Source organism: Micromonospora inyonensis (assembly GCF_900091415.1).
GTDB classification, from domain to species: domain Bacteria; phylum Actinomycetota; class Actinomycetes; order Mycobacteriales; family Micromonosporaceae; genus Micromonospora; species Micromonospora inyonensis.
The window spans coordinates 1,652,027-1,673,435 of sequence record NZ_FMHU01000002.1 but is presented as its reverse complement, the minus strand read 5'-3'; the positions used below and the strand labels follow the sequence as shown (position 1 = coordinate 1,673,435).

Annotated in this window: 19 protein-coding genes and 2 pseudogenes; 6 read left to right on the top strand and 15 right to left on the bottom strand. The window is 71.8% G+C overall.

Going from position 1 to position 21,409, the window contains the following annotated elements; translation table 11 throughout:
• Nucleotides 1–1,698: a ribulokinase gene (gene araB, locus GA0074694_RS21930; protein WP_091461344.1), complete on the bottom strand. Its 1,698-nt coding sequence runs from the start codon at nt 1,696–1,698 to the stop codon at nt 1–3.
• Between the two features lie 181 nt (nt 1,699–1,879).
• Between araB and GA0074694_RS21925 the strand changes: the two genes are divergently transcribed.
• Complete coding sequence (locus GA0074694_RS21925) at nt 1,880–2,896, top strand: LacI family DNA-binding transcriptional regulator (RefSeq protein ID WP_091461341.1); 1,017 nt, start codon at nt 1,880–1,882, stop codon at nt 2,894–2,896.
• 182 nt (nt 2,897–3,078) lie between these two features.
• Here the strand turns inward: GA0074694_RS21925 and GA0074694_RS21920 are convergent, their stop codons facing one another.
• The 5 genes from GA0074694_RS21920 to mhpA form a co-directional block, all read right to left on the bottom strand.
• Nucleotides 3,079–3,417 (bottom strand): YnfA family protein, encoded by a 339-nt coding sequence (locus tag GA0074694_RS21920; protein WP_091463622.1) that lies wholly within the window; start codon nt 3,415–3,417, stop codon nt 3,079–3,081.
• Nucleotides 3,418–3,636: 219 nt separating this feature from the next.
• Nucleotides 3,637–4,005 carry a DUF4180 domain-containing protein gene (locus GA0074694_RS21915; RefSeq protein WP_091461339.1) on the bottom strand — a complete coding sequence of 123 codons (369 nt, stop codon included), beginning with the start codon at nt 4,003–4,005 and terminating at the stop codon, nt 3,637–3,639.
• Nucleotides 3,998–4,447, bottom strand: a complete 450-nt coding sequence (locus GA0074694_RS21910) for a helix-turn-helix domain-containing protein (RefSeq protein WP_245714846.1) — start codon at nt 4,445–4,447, stop codon at nt 3,998–4,000. Before GA0074694_RS21910 ends, GA0074694_RS21915 begins: the two co-directional genes overlap by 8 nt.
• Nucleotides 4,448–4,557: 110 nt before the next feature.
• Complete coding sequence (locus GA0074694_RS21905; protein WP_176738065.1) at nt 4,558–5,814, bottom strand: glycoside hydrolase family 16 protein; 1,257 nt, start codon at nt 5,812–5,814, stop codon at nt 4,558–4,560.
• A 287-nt stretch (nt 5,815–6,101) separates the two neighbouring features.
• Nucleotides 6,102–7,634 (bottom strand): bifunctional 3-(3-hydroxy-phenyl)propionate/3-hydroxycinnamic acid hydroxylase MhpA, encoded by a 1,533-nt coding sequence (gene mhpA, locus GA0074694_RS21900; RefSeq protein ID WP_141714240.1) that lies wholly within the window; start codon nt 7,632–7,634, stop codon nt 6,102–6,104.
• A 538-nt stretch (nt 7,635–8,172) separates the two neighbouring features.
• Here mhpA and GA0074694_RS31910 point away from each other — a divergent pair.
• Nucleotides 8,173–8,328: a hypothetical protein gene (locus GA0074694_RS31910; RefSeq protein WP_176738064.1), complete on the top strand. Its 156-nt coding sequence runs from the start codon at nt 8,173–8,175 to the stop codon at nt 8,326–8,328.
• A 226-nt stretch (nt 8,329–8,554) separates the two neighbouring features.
• Here the strand turns inward: GA0074694_RS31910 and GA0074694_RS21895 are convergent.
• Nucleotides 8,555–9,375 (bottom strand): annotated as a pseudogene (locus GA0074694_RS21895) (transposase family protein).
• Nucleotides 9,376–9,514: 139 nt separating this feature from the next.
• Complete coding sequence (locus tag GA0074694_RS21890; RefSeq protein WP_245714845.1) at nt 9,515–9,778, bottom strand: DJ-1/PfpI family protein; 264 nt, start codon at nt 9,776–9,778, stop codon at nt 9,515–9,517.
• 125 nt (nt 9,779–9,903) lie between these two features.
• On the opposite strand from GA0074694_RS21890, the gene GA0074694_RS21885 reads away from it, so the two are divergent.
• Nucleotides 9,904–11,151: an IS4 family transposase gene (locus GA0074694_RS21885; RefSeq protein ID WP_425413630.1), complete on the top strand. Its 1,248-nt coding sequence runs from the start codon at nt 9,904–9,906 to the stop codon at nt 11,149–11,151.
• A 422-nt stretch (nt 11,152–11,573) separates the two neighbouring features.
• Here the strand turns inward: GA0074694_RS21885 and GA0074694_RS21880 are convergent, their stop codons facing one another.
• From GA0074694_RS21880 to GA0074694_RS21870, 3 genes and pseudogenes are all read right to left on the bottom strand, one after another.
• Nucleotides 11,574–11,747 (bottom strand): type 1 glutamine amidotransferase family protein, encoded by a 174-nt coding sequence (locus GA0074694_RS21880; RefSeq protein ID WP_176738063.1) that lies wholly within the window; start codon nt 11,745–11,747, stop codon nt 11,574–11,576.
• 248 nt (nt 11,748–11,995) lie between these two features.
• The gene (locus tag GA0074694_RS21875) at nt 11,996–13,006 is read right to left on the bottom strand and encodes a GlxA family transcriptional regulator (protein WP_091461328.1); all 1,011 of its coding nucleotides are present in this window, start codon (nt 13,004–13,006) and stop codon (nt 11,996–11,998) included.
• A gap of 466 nt (nt 13,007–13,472) precedes the next feature.
• Nucleotides 13,473–14,293, bottom strand: a pseudogene (locus GA0074694_RS21870) (transposase family protein).
• A 340-nt stretch (nt 14,294–14,633) separates the two neighbouring features.
• On the opposite strand from GA0074694_RS21870, the gene GA0074694_RS21865 reads away from it, so the two are divergent.
• The 3 genes from GA0074694_RS21865 (at nt 14,634) to GA0074694_RS31905 (ending at nt 16,825) form a co-directional block, all read left to right on the top strand.
• Entirely contained in the window at nt 14,634–15,566 is a 933-nt protein-coding gene (locus GA0074694_RS21865; RefSeq protein WP_091461326.1) for an STM4015 family protein, read from the top strand.
• 5 nt (nt 15,567–15,571) lie between these two features.
• Complete coding sequence (locus GA0074694_RS21860) at nt 15,572–16,519, top strand: STM4015 family protein (protein ID WP_091463618.1); 948 nt, start codon at nt 15,572–15,574, stop codon at nt 16,517–16,519.
• Nucleotides 16,520–16,585: 66 nt separating this feature from the next.
• Complete coding sequence (locus GA0074694_RS31905; RefSeq protein WP_091461323.1) at nt 16,586–16,825, top strand: hypothetical protein; 240 nt, start codon at nt 16,586–16,588, stop codon at nt 16,823–16,825.
• Between the two features lie 93 nt (nt 16,826–16,918).
• On the opposite strand, the gene rocD is transcribed toward GA0074694_RS31905, so the two are convergent.
• Genes rocD through GA0074694_RS21835 form a run of 4 tightly spaced genes read right to left on the bottom strand, consistent with a single transcriptional unit; the run spans nt 16,919 to nt 21,385 of the window.
• Nucleotides 16,919–18,169, bottom strand: coding sequence for an ornithine--oxo-acid transaminase (gene rocD / locus GA0074694_RS21850; RefSeq protein ID WP_091461321.1), 1,251 nt, complete (start codon nt 18,167–18,169; stop codon nt 16,919–16,921).
• Complete coding sequence (gene ddaH / locus GA0074694_RS21845; RefSeq protein ID WP_218105771.1) at nt 18,166–18,975, bottom strand: dimethylargininase; 810 nt, start codon at nt 18,973–18,975, stop codon at nt 18,166–18,168. Before ddaH ends, rocD begins: the two co-directional genes overlap by 4 nt.
• Nucleotides 18,972–20,486: an argininosuccinate lyase gene (gene argH, locus GA0074694_RS21840; RefSeq protein WP_091461319.1), complete on the bottom strand. Its 1,515-nt coding sequence runs from the start codon at nt 20,484–20,486 to the stop codon at nt 18,972–18,974. Before argH ends, ddaH begins: the two co-directional genes overlap by 4 nt.
• Nucleotides 20,483–21,385, bottom strand: coding sequence for an arginase family protein (locus GA0074694_RS21835; RefSeq protein WP_091461316.1), 903 nt, complete (start codon nt 21,383–21,385; stop codon nt 20,483–20,485). The genes argH and GA0074694_RS21835 overlap by 4 nt, the downstream gene beginning before the upstream one ends.
• Nucleotides 21,386–21,409: the final 24 nt, after the last annotated feature.

Below are 21,409 nucleotides of genomic sequence, written 5' to 3'. Positions count from 1 at the left end.
TCATGCCACCACCCCCAGGGAAACTGCGGCCGGGCCGGCCGGGTCGGGGTCCGCCGCCCGGCGGGCGGCGTTGCGGATGGCACGCAGGCGCAGGAGCATGTCCTCGGCGCCCCGGCCGAAGTGGTCGTGCAGCCGCCGGTACTCGGCGTACAGCGCGTCGTAGGCGCGGGCCCGCTCCGGGTCCGGCTGGTACACGTCCCGGTCGACCCGGCCCATCGCCGCCGAGGCGGCCGGCACGTCGGGGTACGCCCCGGCGGCGACCGCCGCGTGGATCGCCGAGCCCAGCGCCGGCCCCTGGGTCGACCCGACGATGCCCAGCGGGCGTTTCGTGACGTCGGCGTAGATCTGCATGAGCAGGCGGTTGCCGGTGAGCCCCCCGGCGACGATCAGCTCGCGCACCGGGACTCCCGCCTCGGCGAACGCCTCGATGATCATGCGGGTGCCGTACGCGGTGGACTCCAGCAGCGCGCGGTAGACGTCCGGCGGGCGGGTGGCCAGGGTCAGCCCGACCACCACGCCGCTGAGGTCGTGGTTGACCAGCAGGGACCGGTTGCCGTTCCACCAGTCCAGCGCCACCAGGCCGTGCGCGCCGACGGGTTGCGCGGCGGCAGCCTCGGTCAGCGCCTCGTGCGAGGCGTACCCGGCCGGCGCGGCGTGCGCGACGAACCAGCCGAAGATGTCGCCCACCGCGCTCTGCCCGGCCTCGTAGCCCCAGGAGCCGGCGCTGATCCCGCCGTCGACGACGCCGCACATGCCGGTCACCTCCGCCGGCCGGGTCCCGTTGACCACGAGGCAGGTCGAGGTGCCCATGATGGCGACCAGCCGACCCGGTTCGAGGCCCTGCGCGGCGGCGGCGGTGACGTGGGCGTCGACGTTGCCGACCGCGACGGCGACGCCCTCGGACAGGCCGGTCCAGGCCGCCGCCCGGGCGGTGAGGCCGCCGGCCCGCGCGCCCAGCGGGGCCAGCGGGCCGTTCAGCTTGGCGACGAAATCGGCGAAGTCGGGGTGCAGCGCGGCGAGGTAGTCACGGGACGGATACCGGCCGTCCTGGTGGATGCCCTTGTAGCCGGCGGCGCAGACGTTGCGGGTCTCGACGCCGCAGAGCTGCCAGACGATCCAGTCGGCGGCCTCGATCCACCGGTCGGCCCGGTGGTAGATCTCCGGATCCTCCTCCAGCAGTTGCAGCCCCTTGGCGTACTGCCACTCGGCGGAGATCCTGCCGCCGTACCGGCCGATCCACGGTTCGTCGCGTTCGTGGGCCAGGGCGTTGATCCGGTCCGCCTGGGGTTGGGCGGCGTGGTGCTTCCACAACTTGACCCAGGCGTGCGGGCGGCTGCGCAGTTCGGGCAGCTCGCAGAGGGGGGTGCCGTCGGCGAGGGTGGGCAACACGGTGCAGGCGGTGACGTCGACGCCGACGCCGACCACCCGGGCCGGGTCGACACCGCTGGCCGCCAGCGCGGCCGGGACGGCGTGCCGCAGCACGTCCCGGTAGTCCTCCGGGTCCTGGAGCGCCCAGTCGGCGGGCAGCGGTCGACCATCGGCGGCCAGCACCGTGTCCATGACGCCGTGCCGGTACTGGTGCACCGCCGTGCCCAGTTCGGCGCCGTCGTCGATCCGGACCACCAACGCCCGGCCGGACAGCGTGCCGAAGTCGATGCCGACCACGTACCGGTCGCCCGAGCCCGCCGAGACCTTCATGACACCCCTCCACTCACCCGTCGGGAACAGTGTTAGCGCTCACATAGAGAGCCGTCAAGGTGTCAGGGGTCAAGCCGGGTCCACGCCGGCCGGGTGGATGCGCTCACGCGACGAAGGGCGACGACGATCCTCGAAAGTTTCGGGATATGCTGCGGTGGGCTGACGATCGCGGGGTGATGGCGTGGAGCAGCAACGGACGACGCTGGCGGCGATCGCGCAGGCCGCAGGCGTGTCGGTCCCGACCGTCTCCAAGGTTCTCAACGGCCGCACGGACGTCGCACCGGCGACCCGACAGCGGGTGCAGACCCTGCTCGACGAGCGCGGGTACACCGCCCGCCGCAGCAGCCGACCGACCCACCGGGCCCACCTGATCGACCTGGTCCTGCGGGACCTGGGCAGCCCCTGGGCGATGCAGATCATCGACGGGGTGGAGGAGTTGGCCTACCGGGCCGGGTTCGGCGTGGTCGTCTCGGCGGTGCACGGGCGGCACCGCAGCCGCCCCGACCGCCGGTGGACCGAGCAGCTCGCCGACCGCCGCTGCGACGGGGTGCTCCTGGTGCTCTCCTACCTCTCCACCAGCCAGCGGGGCCAACTCGACGAACTGGGCATCCCGGTGGTCATCATCGACCCGGCCGGGCACCCTCCGGTCGACATCCCCAGCGTCGGCGCGACCAACTGGGCCGGCGGGCTGACCGCCACCGATCACCTGATCGGCCTGGGCCACCGGCGCGTCGCCGTGATCGGCGGCCCACCGACGGTGCCGTGCAGCCGCGCCCGGGTCGACGGCTACCGGGCCGCGATGAACGCCGCCGGGCTCCGGGTGCCGGCCGGCTACGTCCGTACCGGTGACTTCACCGCGGCCTCCGGCTACCGGGAGACCAACGCCCTGCTCGACCTGACCCGACCGCCCACCGCCGTCTTCGCCTGCGCCGACGAGATGGCCATGGGCGCGTACGAGGCCCTCTACGAGCGGGGGCTGCGAGTGCCGGACGACCTCAGCATCGTCGGCTTCGACGACCTGGACGCCGCCCGGTGGGCCGTGCCGCCCCTGACCACCGTCCGGCAGCCGCTGACCGAGATGGCCGCGATGGCCACCCGGATGCTGCTCAGCCTCGTGGGCGGCGAGGAACTGGGCAGTCACCGGTTGGAACTCGCCACTGCGCTGGTGGTCCGACACAGCACCCGACAGCTGCCCTGATCACACGCCTCGACACAGGCACATGTTGCATGGAGGTCACGCGGACGGGCGGTCCCTCTCGAACCGGGCCCGCGCGGCGACGACCGCCAGCGTCGGTCGGGGGGCGACGGCCTCCACGGAAACGTGTCACCCGCCGCAGACGGATCGCGCTCCGGTCCACGACGCCGCCGCCGGGAGCGGCGTCAGCCGGTCGCACGGGGCGCGTACATGATGACCGCGACACCGGCCAGGCAGATCAACGCGCCGACGACGTCGAACCGGTCCGGGCGGAACCTGTCCACGACCATCCCCCAGGCCAGGGAGCCGGCGACGAACACGCCGCCGTACGCGGCGAGGATGCGTCCGAAGTTCGGATCCGGTTGGAACGTGGCGACGAACCCGTACGCGCCGAGCGCGACGAACCCGAGGGCGATCCACCACAGGCCACGGTGCTCGCGCCAGCCCTGCCAGACCAGCCACGCCCCGCCGATCTCGAACAGCGCGGCGACGACGAACAGCAGGACGGAGCGTGCGACGGTCATGCCCGCACCGTACCGGGCACGCGGCGCCACCCCGGCCAGGCCGGTCGACCCGGACGGCAACACCGGCGGACCCCGGGCGGTGGTCCGCCCGGCGGGCGTCGACACCCGGAGCTTTCACAGCGATGGTGACGCGGCTCGGCGAGCAGGACCCGGCGTTCGTGGTGGAGCAGCACGAGCTCGCCCGGCCGGTCAGGTCCCGGGCGGGCCCGGCCGCGTGGGTCAGGTCGTGGCGCCCAGCCGGGCGTCGAGCGCCTCGAGGTCGGGCAGGAACCAGACGTGGTCGGCCCGGTTCGACTCGTGGACCAGGGCACGCAGCGCGGAACTGGCGGCGAGGTGCCGGGAGATGTCGCCGAGCACCACCAGCCGTAGCTGGTAGTTGACGAACTTCTGCATGACCTCACCGGCGAAGCGGGTGTCCAGGGAGAAGAACCTGTCGTCGAGCCGGCCGGCCGGAACGGCCACCACCTGGGCACCGAGGAAGGCCGCGCCGACCAGGTCCAGCGCGTCCCGCACGGTGACCACCGGCGGGCCGTCCGGATCGCAGACCAGCACCCGCACCCCGGCCAGCTCCCGCACCTCGTCAGGCATCGTCGGCCTCCCCGACCAGCAGGCCGTTGCCGCCGTCGAGCATCGCCCCGACCAGGTGCAGCACCTCGGCGGTGGCGGCGACGCCCCCGAGTATCACGATCTTCATGCGGCTCCGTTCCTCGTCGTGCACGGTCTGGACACGCAGCGGGCGTCCGGGGTCGTGGGCGGTCTGCGCCCCGGCCAGGAGGAGGGTGCTGAGCCGGTCGGCGGTGGCCCGGTCCACGCCGTCGACCTGGACGATGCTCGACACCTCCACCACGGGCGCCCCGGACGGCTGCGCCGGCTGCCCGGTCAGCGCGGCGAGGTCGGCCCGGCCGATCCGGTACTGCTTGCCGATCCGGACCGCGCGCAGCCGGCCGGTGCGGATGTAACCGCGCACCGTGCGCACGTGCAGGCCGAGTCGCTCGGCCACCTGCTCGACCGAGTACATTCCTTCACTCATCGTTCCCTAACCTACCCCATATACGGAAGGATAAGGAAGCTGCTGGCCGGTCGACCACCGACGCGGCTCCGGCCGACCGCTGGACCGGCCGGCCGGAGCCGGGTGTCGGGTCAGTACCGGGTCCACTTCTGGTTGGGCGTGCCCGCGCAGTCCCAGAGCTGGAGCTTGCCCCCGTTGGCGGTCACGTGGTCCCGGACGTCCACGCACCGGTTGGAACTGAGGTTGACCAGGTCACCGGCGGCGTTCAGGGTGAACCGTTGCACCGGGTTGCCGTTGCAGGTGACCAGGTTGACCTCGGTGCCGTTCGCCGTGCCGGCCCAGGCCGGGTCCATGCACTTGCCCATCGCCCGGACCGTGCCGTCGGTGGCGAACGTCCACTGCTGGGCGACGGTGGTGTTGCAGTCCCAGATCTGCAGCTTGGCGCCCTCGACCGGGTTGGCTCCGGGGATGTCGACACAGCGCCCGCTCCCCACGCCCCGGATCCGGGTGGTGCCGGTCGGCGGGGAGGAGGTGTAGCCGTTGACCCGGACGTAGTCGACCAGCATCTGCTGCGGGAACTGGGTGCTGCCGTCCGGGTAGCCGGGCCAGTTCCCGCCGACCGCCACGTTGAGGATCATGAAGAACGGGTGGTCGAAGACCCACCGGTTGCCGCCGAGCCGCCCCGGGTCGACCCGGTGGAACTCGACCCCGTCGAGGTACCAGATGATCGAGTTCGGTTCCCAGTCCACCCGGTAGGTGTGGAAGGCGTCAGCGAGCGGGGCGCCGATGGTCCGGCTGCCGGTGATGCCGCCTCCGCCGGAGTAGCCGGGCCCGTGGATGGTGCCGTACACGGTGTTCGGCTCCCGGCCGATGTTCTCCATGATGTCGATCTCGCCCGAGTTCGGCCAGCCCACGCTGCCGAAGTCGTTGCCGAGCATCCAGAACGCCGGCCAGATGCCCTGGCCCCGGGGGATCTTGATCCGGGCCTCGAAGCGGCCGTACGCCTGGGTGAACGTCGCGGCGGTCAGCAAACGGGCCGAGGTGTACTCGCACCGGCCGTAGTGGCACTGGTAGTTGTTCGGGTTCTCCCGCCGGGCGGTGATGACCAGGTTGCCCTGGCCGTCGTGCACCGCGTTGCTGGTGCTGTTGGTGTAGTACTGCAACTCGTTGTTGCCCCAGCCGTGCCCACCGATGTCGAACCGCCACCTGCTCTGGTCGACGGGTGTGCCGGCCGGTGCGTTGAACTCGTCCTGCCAGGTGATGCCGCCGATCGCGGCCTGCGCGGGCCCGTCGGCGGCGGGCAGGACGGGTGCCGCGGTGAACCCCACGACAGCGCCGAGGGCGAGGGCGAGTGTGCGGGCTCGCGGGGGAAATCGGAATCGGGGCACGGGGATCTCCTTCGCGTGGTGGAGCGGTCCGGGCGGCGGCGTGCCGTCGGCCGCCGCCGGGCGCGGCGCGATGTCCGGCCGGGCGATGCCGGACGCGCCCGCGGCTGACGGCGGACACCGGTGACACCGTTCCACCCGGCGGACGAGAGAGCGCTCTCTAGCGAAGCATGTCGATGCTTTGTATTTTTGTCAACACTGTTGCCAATTAGCCTGACGGCCGCCGAAGCGCAGGCCGCGCCCGGGATCGGGGCTGCCGACCCCCAGGCTCCGGGCGGCGGGGACGGCGGTCAGGTGGTGGCCGGTGGCAGGTCGGCGCAGCGGAGCGAAGGAGCCCGTTCCACCAGGGCGGCGAGGTCGTTCCCCGAGGTCATCACCGTCCGGTCGGGACGGACCAGGGCCGCGTCGACCCCGGCCCGACGCAGCCAGCGCCCGAGCGCCGAGGCCGGGTCCACCGGCACCGGCACCACGCCGTGTCGCCGCGCCGCCCCGGTCACCTGCGTCGACAGCGCCCGGACGGTGACCAGCGCGAAGCAGGGCCCGACCATGTCGTCGAACCGGCGGCCGGCACCGAGGAGCGCGTTCGGGCAGAGCCGGCCGTGCAGGCTGCGCGGCGACGGGCGACGCTGACGCAGCGCCGACCGCGGCAACGGCGGGGTCGCGCTGTCGAGGACCTTCGCCCGGAAACAGAGCAGGTAGGCGAGGCGGGGGGCGACGACCCGACGGAGCAGGTTGCCGACCTCGCCCCCCTCGGTCATCGCGCGGCCGATCACCGTGGCCAGCCGGATCAGCGACGTGACGTGTGGCCGCCGCTCCGTCTCGTAGCTGTCCAGGACGCTCTCCGGCAGGCTGCCGGAGAGGACGGCGGCGAGCTTCCAGGTCACGTTGGCCGCGTCGCGCAGGCCGGCGCCCATGCCCTGGCCGATGAAGGGCGGGGTGAGGTGGGCCGCGTCGCCGAGGAGGAGGACGGGCCCGGACCGCCACCGGTCGGCGACCTGGGCACGGAAGGTGTACTCGGCGCAGCGGGTCACGGTGAGCGCGGCGAAGGGCACCTCCCCGGTCCACGGCCGGACGAGCCGGTGCAGGGTCTCCGGCACGGAGAGGTCGGCGGCCGTCTCACCGGGCAGCAGCCGGAACTCCCACCGGTACCGTCGTCGTCCCACCCGCATGTACGTCGCGGCGCGATGCGGGTCGCAGACCTGGTGTACGCCCTCCCACGCGTCGATGTCGACGTCGGTGTCGACGTCGACCACCAGCCAGCGCTGGGCGAAACCGAGGTCGCGCATGGTCGAGCCGATCAGCGGCCGGACGGTGCTGTTGGCGCCGTCGCAGCCGAGCACGTACCGCGCGGGAAGCGTCTCCGCCGTTCCCGACGCGCGGTCGACAAGACGTACGCGCACCGCGTCGCCGTCGGGGTCGACGCCGGTGACCTCGACGTCGCCGCGGAGGGTGACCAGCGGTTCCTCGGCCAGCCGGCGACGCAGCAGGCGTTCCAACTCCGGCTGGTCGAACATGTTCGCCTGGGGATGACCGTGGATGCCGGCCGCCGCGCCCCGGCGGAACTCGGCGAGGACCCGGTGGTCAGGGGCGAGCAACCGCAGCCCCTCGGCCGGCCGGGAGATGGCGGCGAACTGCTCGTGCACCCCGATCCGGTGCAGGATCCGGTAGACCTCGTCGTCGAGGTGCACGGCCCGGGGCCGGGGGTAGACGTCCGCCCACCGGTCGAGGAGCACCGACCGGACGCCGTGCCCGGCGAGCAGCAGCGCGGCGGTCACGCCGGTGGGGCCGGCTCCGACGATGACGACGGGCACCGGCGCGCTCACCGTCCCACGCCGTCCGTCGGGGAGGCCCCGGGACGGGTGACGCGTCGGTGACGGGGGTCGGCCATCGGCTCTCCTCGGCTGAAGGAACGGCTCCGGCTGACCACCGTAGAGGTCCCGACACGTCGGCGGGGGGCGCCTCGCGTGACCCCCGACGCCCGTACGACCGGTCAGGCGTCGGGCCGGCCGCCCGTACCGGAGTGGGCGGCGCTGCCGGCGGCGGAGGAACCGCCGACAGCGCCGTGCGGGGTAGGGTGCACCGAGGCGTCGGGCCGGTGCTGGTGATGCTGCACCGTCCGGGCATGTCCCCGGCCGCGCAGACCGTGCTGACCGACCTGGGCCCGCGGGCGAGCGAGGCGGCCGCGGCCCTGCTGCGCCAAGCCGTCGAGCACAGCGCGACGGCGCGGTTGAGCGCGGAGGTCGACACGGTGGCAGGCAGCCTGCCGGGCCGGCCGTCGCACAGGCTGGCGTCCCGTCCTGGCCGGTGCCCGCGTAGGCGCTGGCGCCGCGGCTGGCCGCGTTGCCCGGCCGGGTGGCGCGGGTGACCCGGCTGGTGGAGATGCACATCCTGGACCCGGCGGCGTTTCTCGTCTGGATGCGGCGGGACGGGTGGGAACCTCTGCCTGCCGACCAGATCCCCGACGATGATCCGGACGATCTCGCCGGCGCGGTCCAAACCGCGTCGCCAACGTTGTGACTCGTGCGTGTCCGCCCGGTCACGAACATCTCGTTCTCACGCCGACATTGTGTTCATCGCGCTCTCGATGACAGCCGCTGGGGCGGAGTCCACTGAGCCCGCGTCGTAGGGCGGGTCCGGTGCGTACTCGATGATGAGTTGCACGGTCTGCGCGATGTGGTCGCCCGCGATCAGGCCGGCCAGGGTCAGTGAGCCTTTCCGCGTAACGGGTCGTGGCGTTGGGTGATCAGGTTGTGCGGTTGTGCTCGACGTGCAGGAGCACGAGGGCCGCCGCGGTGATCCTGCCGATGTTCCACGGGCACAGGCTGACGTTGCGCAGCGCTTTGAAGGTGGTCTTGAGCAGGGAGTTTCCGCGTTCGCCGATGGCGCGGACACCGTTGTGGGCCTTGTTGAACTGCTGCTGCACGTCGGTGCAGGTGCCGTTGCGCGGCTTCTTGAACGCGGTCGTGATCGTGTCGGCTTCGCCTTCGTAGCCAAGGTCGCCGAGAACCCGCCGCTGGTCGTTGGTCCAGGCGGTCAGCAGGGGCAGGATGCCGTGTTCGCGCAGGGCGGTCGTGTCATGTTCCCGGCCGGGACGCACTGGTGAGGTCCACAGCGGCCACCCGTCCGGGGCGGTGATGACCTGCACGTTACCGCCGTGGTTGTCGTGTTTGCCGGACCACCAGAGTCCACTCCCGGCGTCGGCCCCGGTGTGCGGCACCGGTCGGTCTCGATCAGGGTCCCGTCGATGTTCACGTGGGCGTAGCCGGCCATCTTCGCCGCCAACAGCACCGATTCCAGGCCCGGCGCGTGCGCGGCGAGGACCCGGATGCCCTCGTGCAGGTAGGCGTAGCCGGTCGACGAGCTGACCTGGTTGTCGATGGCCAACTGCTTGACCCGAGTGCCGTCGAGGAACCAGCGGATCACCAGGATCGCCTGCTTGAAGCAGCTCAGCGACCGCGTCCCGGAACGGGTCCCGAGCCGCTGCCGTTGCCCATGCAGAAGCCCGGACAGGAACAACACGGTCTCCTCGCGCACGGACAGCTCGGCGGTGTATGTGACACTCATGGCGACGCAGGGCCCCTACTGAAGTTGATCTGTGGAAGGACCACTTCATACCGGGGCTCTGCGTCTTTCCCTTGCACCACAACGGGTCCGGGCGTGTCCGCACCGCCCACCAACGCCGCTACGCGCCGCACTCACACCGTTACGCGGAAAGGCTCAGTGCCATGTCGATGCCCGCGGAGACGCCGGCTGCGGTCGCGTAGTGACCGTCGATGACGACGCGCTGCTTCGATGGTGTGACACCGAAGCCGGTGAGGTGCTCGAGCGCGGCCCAGTGGGTCGTCGCCCGGCGACCGTTGAGGATGCCGGCGGCGGCCAGGACAAAGGTTCCGCTGCAGACGGCAGCCGTCCATGTGCTGGTCCGATCGACCGTTCGCAACCACTCGTGCAATCGGCCGTCGGACATCTGCTCCGACTGTCCCGGACCCAATGCCACGTAGCCTAATTTGATCATGGGGTTGGACTGGGTCTTTGTGGATGGTCGGCGTGGTGGCGTGACCGGCAGGTCGGGTGCTGGTGTGCTTGCCGGTCATGTCCGAGACGGTGGCGGTGACGGCGGATCAGGTGTCGTTGGGGGTGCTGGTGTCCGCGGTGCCGCGGGATGCGGTGGACGCGGCGGTGGCCCGGTTTGGGGTTGGGGCCAAGCGGTCGGATGGGAAGCTTCCGCCGCATGTGGTGGCCTATCTGACGATGGCGTTGTGCCTGTTCGGTGAGGATGACTACGAAGAGGTCGCCACGAAGGTCACCGGGGCGTTGACCCGGTTCGGCTGCTGGGACGCCGCTTGGTCGGTGCCGACCGCGTCGGGGATCAGCCAGGCGCGGCAGCGGCTGGGCGCGCCGGTCATGGAGGAGATCTTCGAGTCGGTGGTGCAGCCGGTGGGCACGACTGATACGCGGGGGGCGTGGCTGCGGCGGTGGCGAGTCCTTGCTATTGACGGCTTCGATGTGGACCTGCCGGACACGCCGGGTAACGCCGCCGAGTTTGGCTACGCCGGCTCGGGGGGCAACCGGTCGGCGTATCCGAAGGCGCGGGTGGTGGCGTTGGCCGAGTGCGGCACGCACGCGTTCCTGGCCGGGGAGGTGTCCGGCTATGGCACCGGGGAGCGGACATTGGCGATGCGGCTGTACCCGCGGCTGCGCCGCGATGAGCTGCTGACCGCCGACCGGGGGTTCTACTCCTTCGACGCCTGGTCTGCTGCGGCGGGCACCGGGGCGGCGTTGCTGTGGCGGGCGCCGACCGGGCTGCGGCTGCCGGTCGTGCGGGTGCTGGCCGACGGCACGTATGTGTCCGTGGTGATCAACCCGAAGATCCGCGGCGCCCGCCGGGACCGCGTCGTCGCCGCTGCCCGCGCTGGGCAGGATCTGGCCCCTGAGCTGGCGTATCTGGTACGAGTGGTCGAGTACGACGTGCCCGACCGCGACGGCGACGGCACCGGCGAGCTGATCGTGCTGCTGACCACCGTCCTCGAGCCGGCCGAGGCCCACGCGGACGAGCTGGCCGAGGCCTACCACCTGCGCTGGGAAGATAGAGACCAGCAACGACCAGCTCAAGACGCACCTACGCGGCCCGGGCCGTCTGCTGCGCTCAAGGCTGCCGGAGCTGGCCTACCAGGAAATCTGGGCCTGGCTGATCGTCCACCACGCCCTCGCCGCGTTGATCACCCGCGCGGCCGAAGCCGCCGACCTCGACCCCGACCGGATCAGCTTCACCCGCGCGCTGCGAATCGCCCGCCGTACCGCCACCGGGACGGCGGGCATTCCCCCTGGAGACTGGACTGACCACCTGCCCCACGCACTCGCCGAGCTGGGCCGCAAGCCGCTACCGCCCCGCCGGCACCGCAGCTGCCCCCGGGCGGTCAAACGAGCCCGCCACAACAGCTACCGCGTCAAGAAACACCACGAACCGGCCAGCATCCGCCACGACGGCCCAGCGACCATCCGGTTCTGGGGCCTCAAACCCCCACCACCGGCGGACCCGCCCGCCGCCACCAGCCAGAAAGGACTACCAGAAACACCCGGCCAGACCCGCCCAGCCAGCCGGCGTCAACACCACAGCCCGGACACGCTGACCCGCCCGCCGCACCACACCCGCCGGAAGCCCGTCCGGGCACAAACGACCAGCACAACAACATGATCAAATTAGGCTACGTGGCATTGGTCCCGGACCTCCCCCGACAAGCACCACGTCGGGACTGGGCACGTCATCGAAGGGTGGCGACCACGTTGACCGACAGGGTCTTCAGGTCGTTTTGAACGAGGCCCGGACGTTCGGCAACGAACACCACCTCGGTTTCGGGGAGGCGGCCCAGGACCTCGTAGGGTCCGAGGACGTCCAGCGAGGTGAAGCCGGGATAGAGGACGACGGCGATCTGCATGTCAGTATTCCTTCGGGTGGGGCGACCGCGAGGCGAGGTCGGCCGATCGGCCGGTCGGCAATTTTGCGACCTCGCTCAACATCAAGGTCGTCATCAGGCGTTACGGAACAAACGTAAAGGCGTCCCACCACGACGGCAATGTCATGCAGGGCAACAAATCTGCCATCGTGCAGGCCGGTAAGGCACGAGCCGGGCATGGGCGGGTCGGCGATTTCCGTACCTGAGCGCCGACGTTGTCCGATCGGGGATCAGGAGCCGATCGTCGACGAACTCGCGAATCTGCGGCGGTACTCCGTGGGCGAGACGCCGAGTTCACGCATGAACGCGCGACGCATCGCCTCCGGCGTTCCGTAGCCACAACGATGCGCGATGCCGATCACGCCGTCTCGGGTGTCGGTCAGCATTCGCTGCGCGGACTCCAAACGGATGAGGTCCACGTAGCGGCCCGGTGTCGTCCCGACCTGCTCGGCGAACGCACGAGCGAATTGCCGGGCGGACAGACCGGCGCGCTGAGCCAGCGCCGGAACGGACAGGTCGGATGCCAGGTTGGCTGCGGCCCAGTACTGGACCTCACGCAGCGGATCCGAGCGGGCGATCTGCGCCGAGAGCTGAACGCTGAGTTGCGCCTGGTTGCCTGGCCGGCGCAGGTAGACAACCAGAAGTCGCGCGATCTCGTGGGCCACCGTGCGACCGAAGTCCTCCTCGACCAGGGCTATGGCCAGATCCACACCCGCCGTGACCCCCGCCGACGTGGAGATCGAACCATCACGGACGAAGATCGGGCTCGGATCGATCGAGACCTGGGGAAATCTGCTCGCGAGGTTGGCACAGGCATCCCAGTGCGTCGTCGCCCGGCGCCCATCAAGCAGCCCGGCCTCGGCCAGAAGATACGCCCCGGTGCACACCGACATCACTCGCCTCAGGCCTGGGGCGCGCATACGCAGCCAGGTCGTCAGTCGGGCGTCGACGTGTTCCACGCCGGGCCCGCCCGGCACCAGGAGCAGGTCGGGATCCTCGGCCTCGGCCAGATCGAAGTCAGGGACCAGTCGCAGACCGCCGGCGGACCGTACCGTTTCGCCTCCGAGCGAAGCCGTGCGAACGACGTACGGCGGCGTGCTAGCGCTGCCGGTGAAGCGCGCCGCCGCCGAGAACACGTCCACCGGCCCCGCCACATCGAGCGGCTGCACGCCGTCGAAGAGCACGACCAGCACCGACCGGGTACGCAACCCGGCGATGCCGGCACCGCGGGAATCATGCATCACAACACCGAGGCGGCTGAGCCCGCATCGAGAAAGAGACGGTTCGCACCACCACGGCCCGTACGCCGGAACAGGCCCAGCGTTCAAGCATGAACGTCGCGCCAGACGACATGTGCTGCAAGCCGCAGCGGACATGGCACCGGGTGGAGGTCTGCATCAGGGTCTTCCTAGGCGAGCGACAGGACGTCTGACGAGATAGTCGCCGCGGGGGCGAATCTAGTTCCAACGCCATTCAGTTAGGGCGGTGGTTGGTTGGTCGAGGTTCGTTGGTGATGACGTCGATGCTGGTCGTGGCCTTGTAGAGACCGGCTGGTAGACCTCGTACCACGGGCGCACGCCGTCGGGGCTGTTCGGCAGGCAGGCTGACCGACTCCTGCGGCGGGGCGACCGACGGCCAGTTCCACTCCCAGAGGTTCGCGGTGACCTCACTGAGCCTTTCCGCGTAACGGGTCGTGGCGTTGGGTGATCAGGTTGTGCGGTTGTGCTCGACGTGCAGGAGCACGAGGGCCGCCGCGGTGATCCTGCCGATGTTCCACGGGCACAGGCTGACGTTGCGCAGCGCTTTGAAGGTGGTCTTGAGCAGGGAGTTTCCGCGTTCGCCGATGGCGCGGACACCGTTGTGGGCCTTGTTGAACTGCTGCTGCACGTCGGTGCAGGTGCCGTTGCGCGGCTTCTTGAACGCGGTCGTGATCGTGTCGGCTTCGCCTTCGTAGCCAAGGTCGCCGAGAACCCGCCGCTGGTCGTTGGTCCAGGCGGTCAGCAGGGGCAGGATGCCGTGTTCGCGCAGGGCGGTCGTGTCATGTTCCCGGCCGGGACGCACTGGTGAGGTCCACAGCGGCCACCCGTCCGGGGCGGTGATGACCTGCACGTTACCGCCGTGGTTGTCGTGTTTGCCGGACCACCAGAGTCCACTCCCGGCGTCGGCCCCGGTGTGCGGCACCGGTCGGTCTCGATCAGGGTCCCGTCGATGTTCACGTGGGCGTAGCCGGCCATCTTCGCCGCCAACAGCACCGATTCCAGGCCCGGCGCGTGCGCGGCGAGGACCCGGATGCCCTCGTGCAGGTAGGCGTAGCCGGTCGACGAGCTGACCTGGTTGTCGATGGCCAACTGCTTGACCCGAGTGCCGTCGAGGAACCAGCGGATCACCAGGATCGCCTGCTTGAAGCAGCTCAGCGACCGCGTCCCGGAACGGGTCCCGAGCCGCTGCCGTTGCCCATGCAGAAGCCCGGACAGGAACAACACGGTCTCCTCGCGCACGGACAGCTCGGCGGTGTATGTGACACTCATGGCGACGCAGGGCCCCTACTGAAGTTGATCTGTGGAAGGACCACTTCATACCGGGGCTCTGCGTCTTTCCCTTGCACCACAACGGGTCCGGGCGTGTCCGCACCGCCCACCAACGCCGCTACGCGCCGCACTCACACCGTTACGCGGAAAGGCTCACTGTCGTTCAGGGTGACGGCCGCCCGCGCGGGGGTCGCGGGCACGGTCCCCAGGACCGCCGGCGGCCGGACAGGCCACGGACACGGGCGGCGCCGGCGAGCCGAGGGAGGCCACCACCGATCGTGCTGTCGGTAGGGGCTGTTAGCGTCGCGCCGCTGGCGTACCCGCCCGACCGGAGGTTGTCGTGATCAACTCGCATGTGTCGTCGTTCGCCGGGCTACCGGAGACACCCTTCACCCCGGGGATGGTCCTGCCCGAGGACCCGTCGGCGGTGGCGTGGCGACTGGAGGTCGAGGACTTCGACGCCGATCCCGGGGAGTTCGCCGACCTGGTGGCGGCGTTCCGCGAAGCGGTGCCCGGGGAGGCGGTCCGGGCGGTGGTCGTCGGCGAGTGGGGCGACGCGTACGAGCGGGAACTGCCGGTCGACCTGCTGGTCGACGCGGCGGCCGAGTGGACCGGGCTGCGGGCGGTCTTCCTCGCCGACCTGGTCTCCGAACAGTGCGAGATCTCCTGGCTGACCCTGCCCGACATCACCGGGCTGCTGACCGCGTACCCGACGCTGGAGGTGCTGTGGGTGCGCGGCGGGAACGGGCTGCGGCTGAGCCCGGTGCGGCACACCGGTCTGCGGGAGCTGTGCTTCGAGTCCGGTGGGCTCCCCGGCGCGGTGGTCCGGGCGGTGGGCGAGTCGGAGCTGCCGGCTCTGGAACAGCTGGTCTTCTGGCTCGGCCGGTCCGACTACGGCGCGACCACCGGTGTCGACGAGCTCGCTCCGGTGCTGACCGGCGCCGGGCTGCCGGCGCTGCGGCACCTCGGGCTGTGCAACAGCGAGATCGTCAACGCGATCACCCCGATGGTCGCCGACGCGCCGGTCGTCGCCCGGTTGGAGGTGCTCGACCTGTCGATGGGCGTGCTCGCCGACGAGGGTCTGGACGCGCTGCTGGGCGGGCAGTCGCTGACCCACCTGCGTCGGCTCGACCTGCACCACCACTACCTGTCCGACGAGGCGCAGCAGCGGGTGGTCGCCGCGCTCCCGGGCGTGGACGTCGACCTCTCCGAGGCGCGCGAGGTCGAGGTCTACAGTGGCCGCGAGTACCGGTTCACCGCGGTCGGGGAGTGACCGGGATGGCATTCGGTGGCCACGCGCGGTCCTTCGCCGGCCGGCCGGTGGTCGACGTACCCCCGGACGGGCCGCTGCCCGCCGTGGACGCCCCGGTGTCCTGGCGGATCGCCCACTGGGACTTCGACGAGTCCGCCGGGTACACCCTCTCCGAGCCGTTCCGGGAGGCGTTCGAGCGGTTCGTCGCGCAGGCCGGACCGTCGGTCGAGTCGCTGGTGGTCGGTGCCTGGGGGTACGCGGCGTTCAACCATGCCCCGATCGCGCAGCTCTGCGCGGCGGCACCCCGCCTGCCGGCAGTGCGGGCGCTCTTCCTCGGCGACATGACCTCCGAGGAGTGCGAGGTCTCCTGGATGCGGGTGGGTGACGTCAGTCCACTGCTCACGGCGTACCCGGAGCTGGAGACGCTGCGGGTCCGCGGCGGCACGGAGTTCACCTTCTCGCCGGTCCGGCACGAGCGGTTGCGCGAGCTGGCGGTGGAGACCGGCGGACTGTCCCAGGCCTTCACCCGCGCGGTGCTCGACTCGGAGCTGCCCGCCCTGACCGACCTGGAGCTGTGGCTCGGCACCCCGGACTACGGCGGCGACACGGAGGTCGCCGACCTGGCCCCGCTGCTGGCCGGCGACCGTTTCCCCAAGCTACGCCGGCTGGCACTGCGCAACGCCGAGATCGCCGACGACCTGGCCGAGGCGTTGTCGACCGCGACGGTGGTGGCCCGGCTGGAACGCCTGGACCTGTCGCTGGGCACGCTCGGTGAGCGGGGCGCGGCCGCACTGCTGGCCGGGCAGTCCCTGACCCACCTGGCCGAACTCGACCTCGAACACCACTACCTCCCCGAGGAGGTGGCCGACGCACTGGTCGCCGCCCTGCCCGGGGTGCGGGTGGACGTGTCGGACCCGCAGGAGGACGACGACTACGACGGCGCAAGCTACCGGTACGTCGCCGTCGGTGAATGACGCGTTCCGGTTCGGGTCGGTCCGCCCTGGCTAGCACCAGGCACGACCGACGCCGAGGAGGACGAGATGAGCGACCCGAGGTACGCGGCACTGCCACTGGCGGCCACCGGCCGGTTCACCGAGGACGACGGCACCGGTCCCGAGACGTCCGGTGAGATCGTCGGCGCGGACGACGCCGCAGCCGACGCCGCCCGGGCCGGCGGCGACGCCGACCTGACCGGGGCGAACCGGGACGGTGACGGCGTCCCCGTCGGCGCGGCCGACGCCGCTGCCGACCGGGAACGCGCCGCCCGGCAGACCGACTGACCACTGTCCACCTGACCGACCACCGGTCGCGGCCCGGCCGCCGCCCGCCAGTGTCGGCGGGACGGCGGCCGTCGTGCCGTCAGCCACCGGCGCTCACCAGCTGCGGGTCGCGCGGCAGCTCGCTAGCACGTCCCGCAGCTGGTCCAGCGCCCACCGGAGGTCGTCGTCGGTGGCGACCAGCGGGGGCGCCATCCGGATGGTGGAACCGTGGGTGTCCTTGACCAGCACGCCCCGCCCGGCCAGCGCGGCGCAGACGTGCCGCCCGGTGGCCAGGGCCGGGTCGATGTCGATGCCGGCCCACGCGCCCGCGCTGCGCACGGCGGTGACCCCGTCGCCGATCATGGCGTCGAGCCCCTCCCGCAGGACGGCGCCGAGGCGGCGGGCCTGGGCCTGGTACTCGCCGGTGCCGAGCAGGTCCACCACGGCCTCGCCGACCGCCGCCGCCAGGGGGTTGCCACCGAAGGTGCTGCCGTGTTCACCCGGCTGGAGCAGACCGAGGACGGCCCTGTCGGCGAGCACGGCGGAGAGCGGGACGATGCCGCCGCCGAGCGCCTTGCCGAGCAGGTACACGTCCGGGCGGACCCCGGCCCTCTCGCAGGCGAACGTGGTGCCCGTCCGCCCCAGCCCCGACTGGATCTCGTCGGCGACGAACAGCGCCCGCCGCTCGGTGCAGATCCGGCGGACCCCGGCGAGGTAGCCGTCGGCGGGAACGACCACACCGGCCTCGCCCTGCACCGGTTCGATGAGCACGGCGGCGGTGTGTTCGTCGACGGCGGCCTCCAGGGCCGGGAGGTCGTCGTACGGCACCACGGTGAACCCGGGGGTGAACGGGCCGAACCCGGCGCGGGCCTGCGGGTCGGTGGAGAAACTGACGATCGTGGTGGTCCGGCCGTGGAAGTTGCCGGCGGCCACGACGATGGTCGCCTGGTCGGCGGGGACACCCTTGACCTCGTACGCCCAGCGGCGGGCGACCTTGACCCCGGTCTCCACCGCCTCCGCGCCGGTGTTCATCGGCAGGACCAGGTCCATCCCGGCCAGCGCGGCGAGTTTGGCCGCGAACGGGCCGAGCCGGTCGTTGTGGAAGGCGCGGCTGGTCAGGGTCACCTTGGCCAGCTGCTCCCGGGCGGCGGCGAGCAGCCTCGGGTGACCGTGGCCGAAGTTCAGCGCCGAGTATCCGGCCAGCAGGTCGAGGTAGCGGTGACCGTCGACGTCGGTGACCCAGGCGCCCTCGGCGCGGGCGACGACGACCGGCAGCGGGTGGTAGTTGTGGGCGAGGACGGCCTCCTCCCGGCTGATCGCGGCGCGGGTGCGGGTCCGGTCGGCGGCCTCGGTCCGGATGCTCATCGGCGGATCTCCAGGGTGCAGCACTTGGCCCCGCCGCCGGCCTTGGCCAGCTCGGACAGGTCGACCGGGACGGGCCGGTAGCCTCGGGCGGTGAGTTGGGCGATCAGGTCGGTGGCGGCCTGCGCGACCACCACGTTCGCCCCGTCGCTGACGGAGTTCAGCCCGAGGGCGAGCGCGTCGGCCTCGCTGGCCAGCAGGGCGTCGGGGAACAGGTGCGCCAGGGCCCGTCGGCTGCCCGGGGAGAACGCCGCCGGGTAGTAGGCCACGGTGTCGTCGTCGAGGACGAACAGCGCGGTGTCCAGGTGGTAGAAGCGCGGGTCGGTCAGGCACAGCGACACCACCGGCCGGCCGAGGAACTCCTGCGCCTCGCCGTGCGCGGCCGGGTCGGTGCGGAAGCCGCTGGCGGCCAGCACCAGGTCCCGGGTGACCGCGAAGTCGCCCTCCCCCTCGTTGACGTGCTCGGGCGGTCGGACGCTGGGGAACCCTGCGGCGGTGAACCAGGCTCGGTAGGCGGGGGCCTCGGGCGCGCGTTCGACGTTGCGGTACCGGGCGCCGTAGACCAGGGAGTCGAGCACCAGGCCGCAGTTGGCGGCGAAGACCATGTCGACCAGCCCGGGCACCGGGTCGACCAGGTGCACGGTGTGGCCGAGCTGGCGGTACGTCTCGCACAGCCGCGTCCACTGGGCGGTCGCGCGGGTCCGGTCGACCGGCACCCCCGGGTCCATCCAGGGGTTGATCGAGTAGGTGACGTCGAAGTGGGCCGGCGGGCACATGAGGTACTCGCGCCGGGTGGCGGTACGGATCATCGGGGGTCGTCCCGGGCGAGGATGTCGTCGACGGCCGCCTCCAGGGCCGCCTCGGCGCGGGCGACCCGCTGCCGCAGATCGTCGACGTGCTGCCGGTCGGCGGCCAGCCGCTCGGCGAAGCGGGCCGCCTCCCGGCGGACCGCCTCCGGCGCCGGGCCGCCGTAGAGGGTCCGCCGGACGACGAAGGCGTGCGGGTCCATCGCCTCGGCGAACTGCTCCGGGGTCAGGCCGCTGTCGCGGCCGAGCACCTGCCGGGCCGCGTCGTCGAGCAGTGCGCAGGTGGCCGCCGGGGCGGTCACCCCGCGCTCGATGCCGAGCCGGACGAAGACGCCGACGACCTGGTGGGCGTGCCGCCAGTCGAGCCCGGTGTGCCGGACGAGGGCGGTGGCGACGTCGGTCACCTGGGCCCAGTGCGCGCCCGCTTGGGCGGCCAGCCGGTCCCGGTCGACGCGCAGGTCGGCGAGGATCCCGGCGCAGTCGCGGAGCTTGCCGGAGATCGACCCGCACATCGACCAGAGCGCCTGCTGCGAGTAGCGGCGTTCGAGGATCGGGAAGCCGGTCGGGCCGCGTTCGGCGGTGATCACCCCGACCAGGGCCGCCAGGGCCTGGGTGGCGACCGACTTGACGTCCTCCAGGGCGTCGGGGTTCTTCTTCTGCGGCATGATGCTGCTCGTGCCGCAGTACCGGTCGGGCAGCTCCACGTACCCGAACTCGGACGTCGACCACAGGTAGAGGTCGTCGGCGAGCCGGGCCAGGGTGGCACCGGTGGTGGCGAGCAGCGCCGCCGTCTCCATCTCCAGGTCGTGACTGAGGATCGCGTCCATGGTGTGCGGCAGCGGGGCGTCGAAGCCCAGCAGGTCGGCGACCCGGTGCCGGTCGACCGGCAGGTCGCTGCCGGTGAGGATGGCCGCCCCGGCCGGCGAGAGGTTGAGCCGGCCGTGCAGCCCGAACAGCCGTTCGGTGTCCCGGGCGAAGGCCTGCTCGAACATGGTCGCCCAGTGCGCGAACGTGGTCGGTTGGGCGTGCTGGCCGTGGGTGTAGCCGGGCATCACCGTGTCGGTGTGCGCGTCGGCCAGGTCGAGCAGGACGCCCCGCAGGTCGGTCAGGGCCGGCAGGAGCGCGTGCAGGTGCCAGCGGATCGTCATCCGGCGGGCCACCTCGATCAGGTCGCCGGAGCTGCGGCCGAGGTGGATCCGGCCGCCGGTGTCCGGACCGAGGGTGGCGGTGAGGTACTGCTCGCCGGAGTGCATGCCGCCACCGGCGGCGATCCGGGTCTCGGCGACCCCCCGGACGTCCATGTCCCGCAGGGCGGCGACGATGGCCCGGCCGGTGGCCGGGTCGAGCAGGCCCTGCTCGGTGAGCATCACCGCGTGGGCCTTGTCGAAGGCGTGGATCGCCGGCAGGGAGTCGCCGAGCAGTTCCGTACGGTGGCTGCGCAGGTGCGGCAGCTGTTCCTCGGTCAACCGGACGCCGGTGGCCCGGAATCCCTGGTTGTCGTGGTCGGTGGTCATCGACGGGCTCCTCCGGCGCCGAAGACGGCGAAGTGAAACAACAGGTACGCGGTGAGCGTGGCGGTGGTCGACGTGGGGTGATCGGTGAGCGGGTTGACCTCGGTGACGGCGAACGCGTCGCAGTGCGGGGCGAGCAGCCGGACGGCCTCCAGCGCCTCGCCGGAGGTGAGACCGCCCGGTTCGTGTGCGCCGGCTCCGGGGGCGAACGCCGGGTCGATCGCGTCGATGTCGAAGGAGAGGAAGATGTGGTCGGCGCCGGAGACCCGGTCGAGGATCTGCTCGACGGCGGAGACCGGGCCGAGCGCCTGGAACTCCCGGGCGGTGATGTGGGGCAGTCCGGACGTGCGCTTGAAGGTCGCCGAGGACGGGAAGTTGAAGTGCCGGACGGCGACCTGGATACAGTCGTCGGCGTTGATCCGGTCGAGTTCCAGGCTGCGGCGCATGCCGCTGGACTGGCTGACCCGGCCCTGGTGCCGGTTGTGGTCCATCAGGTCGAGGTGGGCGTCGAAGTGGATGACCCCGACCCGTCCGGGCAGGGCGTCGTGCACCCCCCGGGCGCAGGGGAAGAGGACCGAGTCGTCGCCGCCGATGACGATCGGCGAGCGGCCCTCCCGCAGTGAGTCCGCCACGGCGGCGGAGCAGGCGTCGAGGGTGGCGTGGATGTCGTGGCCCACGACGTCCACGTCGCCCCGGTCGCGCAGCAGGTCGTCGCCGACCTCGTGCACCGAGTCGCTGTCCAGTGAGTAGATGGCACCGTTCTCGATGCGCTGGGTGATCCAGCCCAGTGCCTCGCGGACCCGGGCGGGCGCGTAGCGCGAACCCGGCCAACCCAGGGTGGAGCCCCCGTCGAAGGGGACCCCCCACAGGTCGAACGTCCGCGGCTGGTGACGACGTGGCATTCCTGACCTCTCGCTGTGCGAACG

Bases quoted from the DNA above. Each gene is read 5' to 3' on its own strand.
- GA0074694_RS21910 (WP_245714846.1), bottom strand. From the start codon at position 4,447: ATGAGTGAAGGAATGTACTCGGTCGAGCAGGTGGCCGAGCGACTCGGC.
- rocD (WP_091461321.1), bottom strand. From the start codon at position 18,169: ATGAGCATCCGGACCGAGGCCGCCGACCGGACCCGCACCCGCGCCGCG.
- ddaH (WP_218105771.1), bottom strand. From the start codon at position 18,975: ATGATCCGTACCGCCACCCGGCGCGAGTACCTCATGTGCCCGCCGGCC.
- GA0074694_RS31905 (WP_091461323.1), top strand. From the start codon at position 16,586: ATGAGCGACCCGAGGTACGCGGCACTGCCACTGGCGGCCACCGGCCGG.
- araB (WP_091461344.1), bottom strand. From the start codon at position 1,698: ATGAAGGTCTCGGCGGGCTCGGGCGACCGGTACGTGGTCGGCATCGAC.
- GA0074694_RS21920 (WP_091463622.1), bottom strand. From the start codon at position 3,417: ATGACCGTCGCACGCTCCGTCCTGCTGTTCGTCGTCGCCGCGCTGTTC.
- GA0074694_RS21885 (WP_425413630.1), top strand. From the start codon at position 9,904: ATGTCCGAGACGGTGGCGGTGACGGCGGATCAGGTGTCGTTGGGGGTG.
- GA0074694_RS21860 (WP_091463618.1), top strand. From the start codon at position 15,572: ATGGCATTCGGTGGCCACGCGCGGTCCTTCGCCGGCCGGCCGGTGGTC.
- GA0074694_RS21835 (WP_091461316.1), bottom strand. From the start codon at position 21,385: ATGCCACGTCGTCACCAGCCGCGGACGTTCGACCTGTGGGGGGTCCCC.
- GA0074694_RS21915 (WP_091461339.1), bottom strand. From the start codon at position 4,005: ATGCCTGACGAGGTGCGGGAGCTGGCCGGGGTGCGGGTGCTGGTCTGC.
- GA0074694_RS21890 (WP_245714845.1), bottom strand. From the start codon at position 9,778: ATGTCCGACGGCCGATTGCACGAGTGGTTGCGAACGGTCGATCGGACC.
- GA0074694_RS21880 (WP_176738063.1), bottom strand. From the start codon at position 11,747: ATGCAGATCGCCGTCGTCCTCTATCCCGGCTTCACCTCGCTGGACGTC.
- GA0074694_RS21875 (WP_091461328.1), bottom strand. From the start codon at position 13,006: ATGCATGATTCCCGCGGTGCCGGCATCGCCGGGTTGCGTACCCGGTCG.
- argH (WP_091461319.1), bottom strand. From the start codon at position 20,486: ATGACCACCGACCACGACAACCAGGGATTCCGGGCCACCGGCGTCCGG.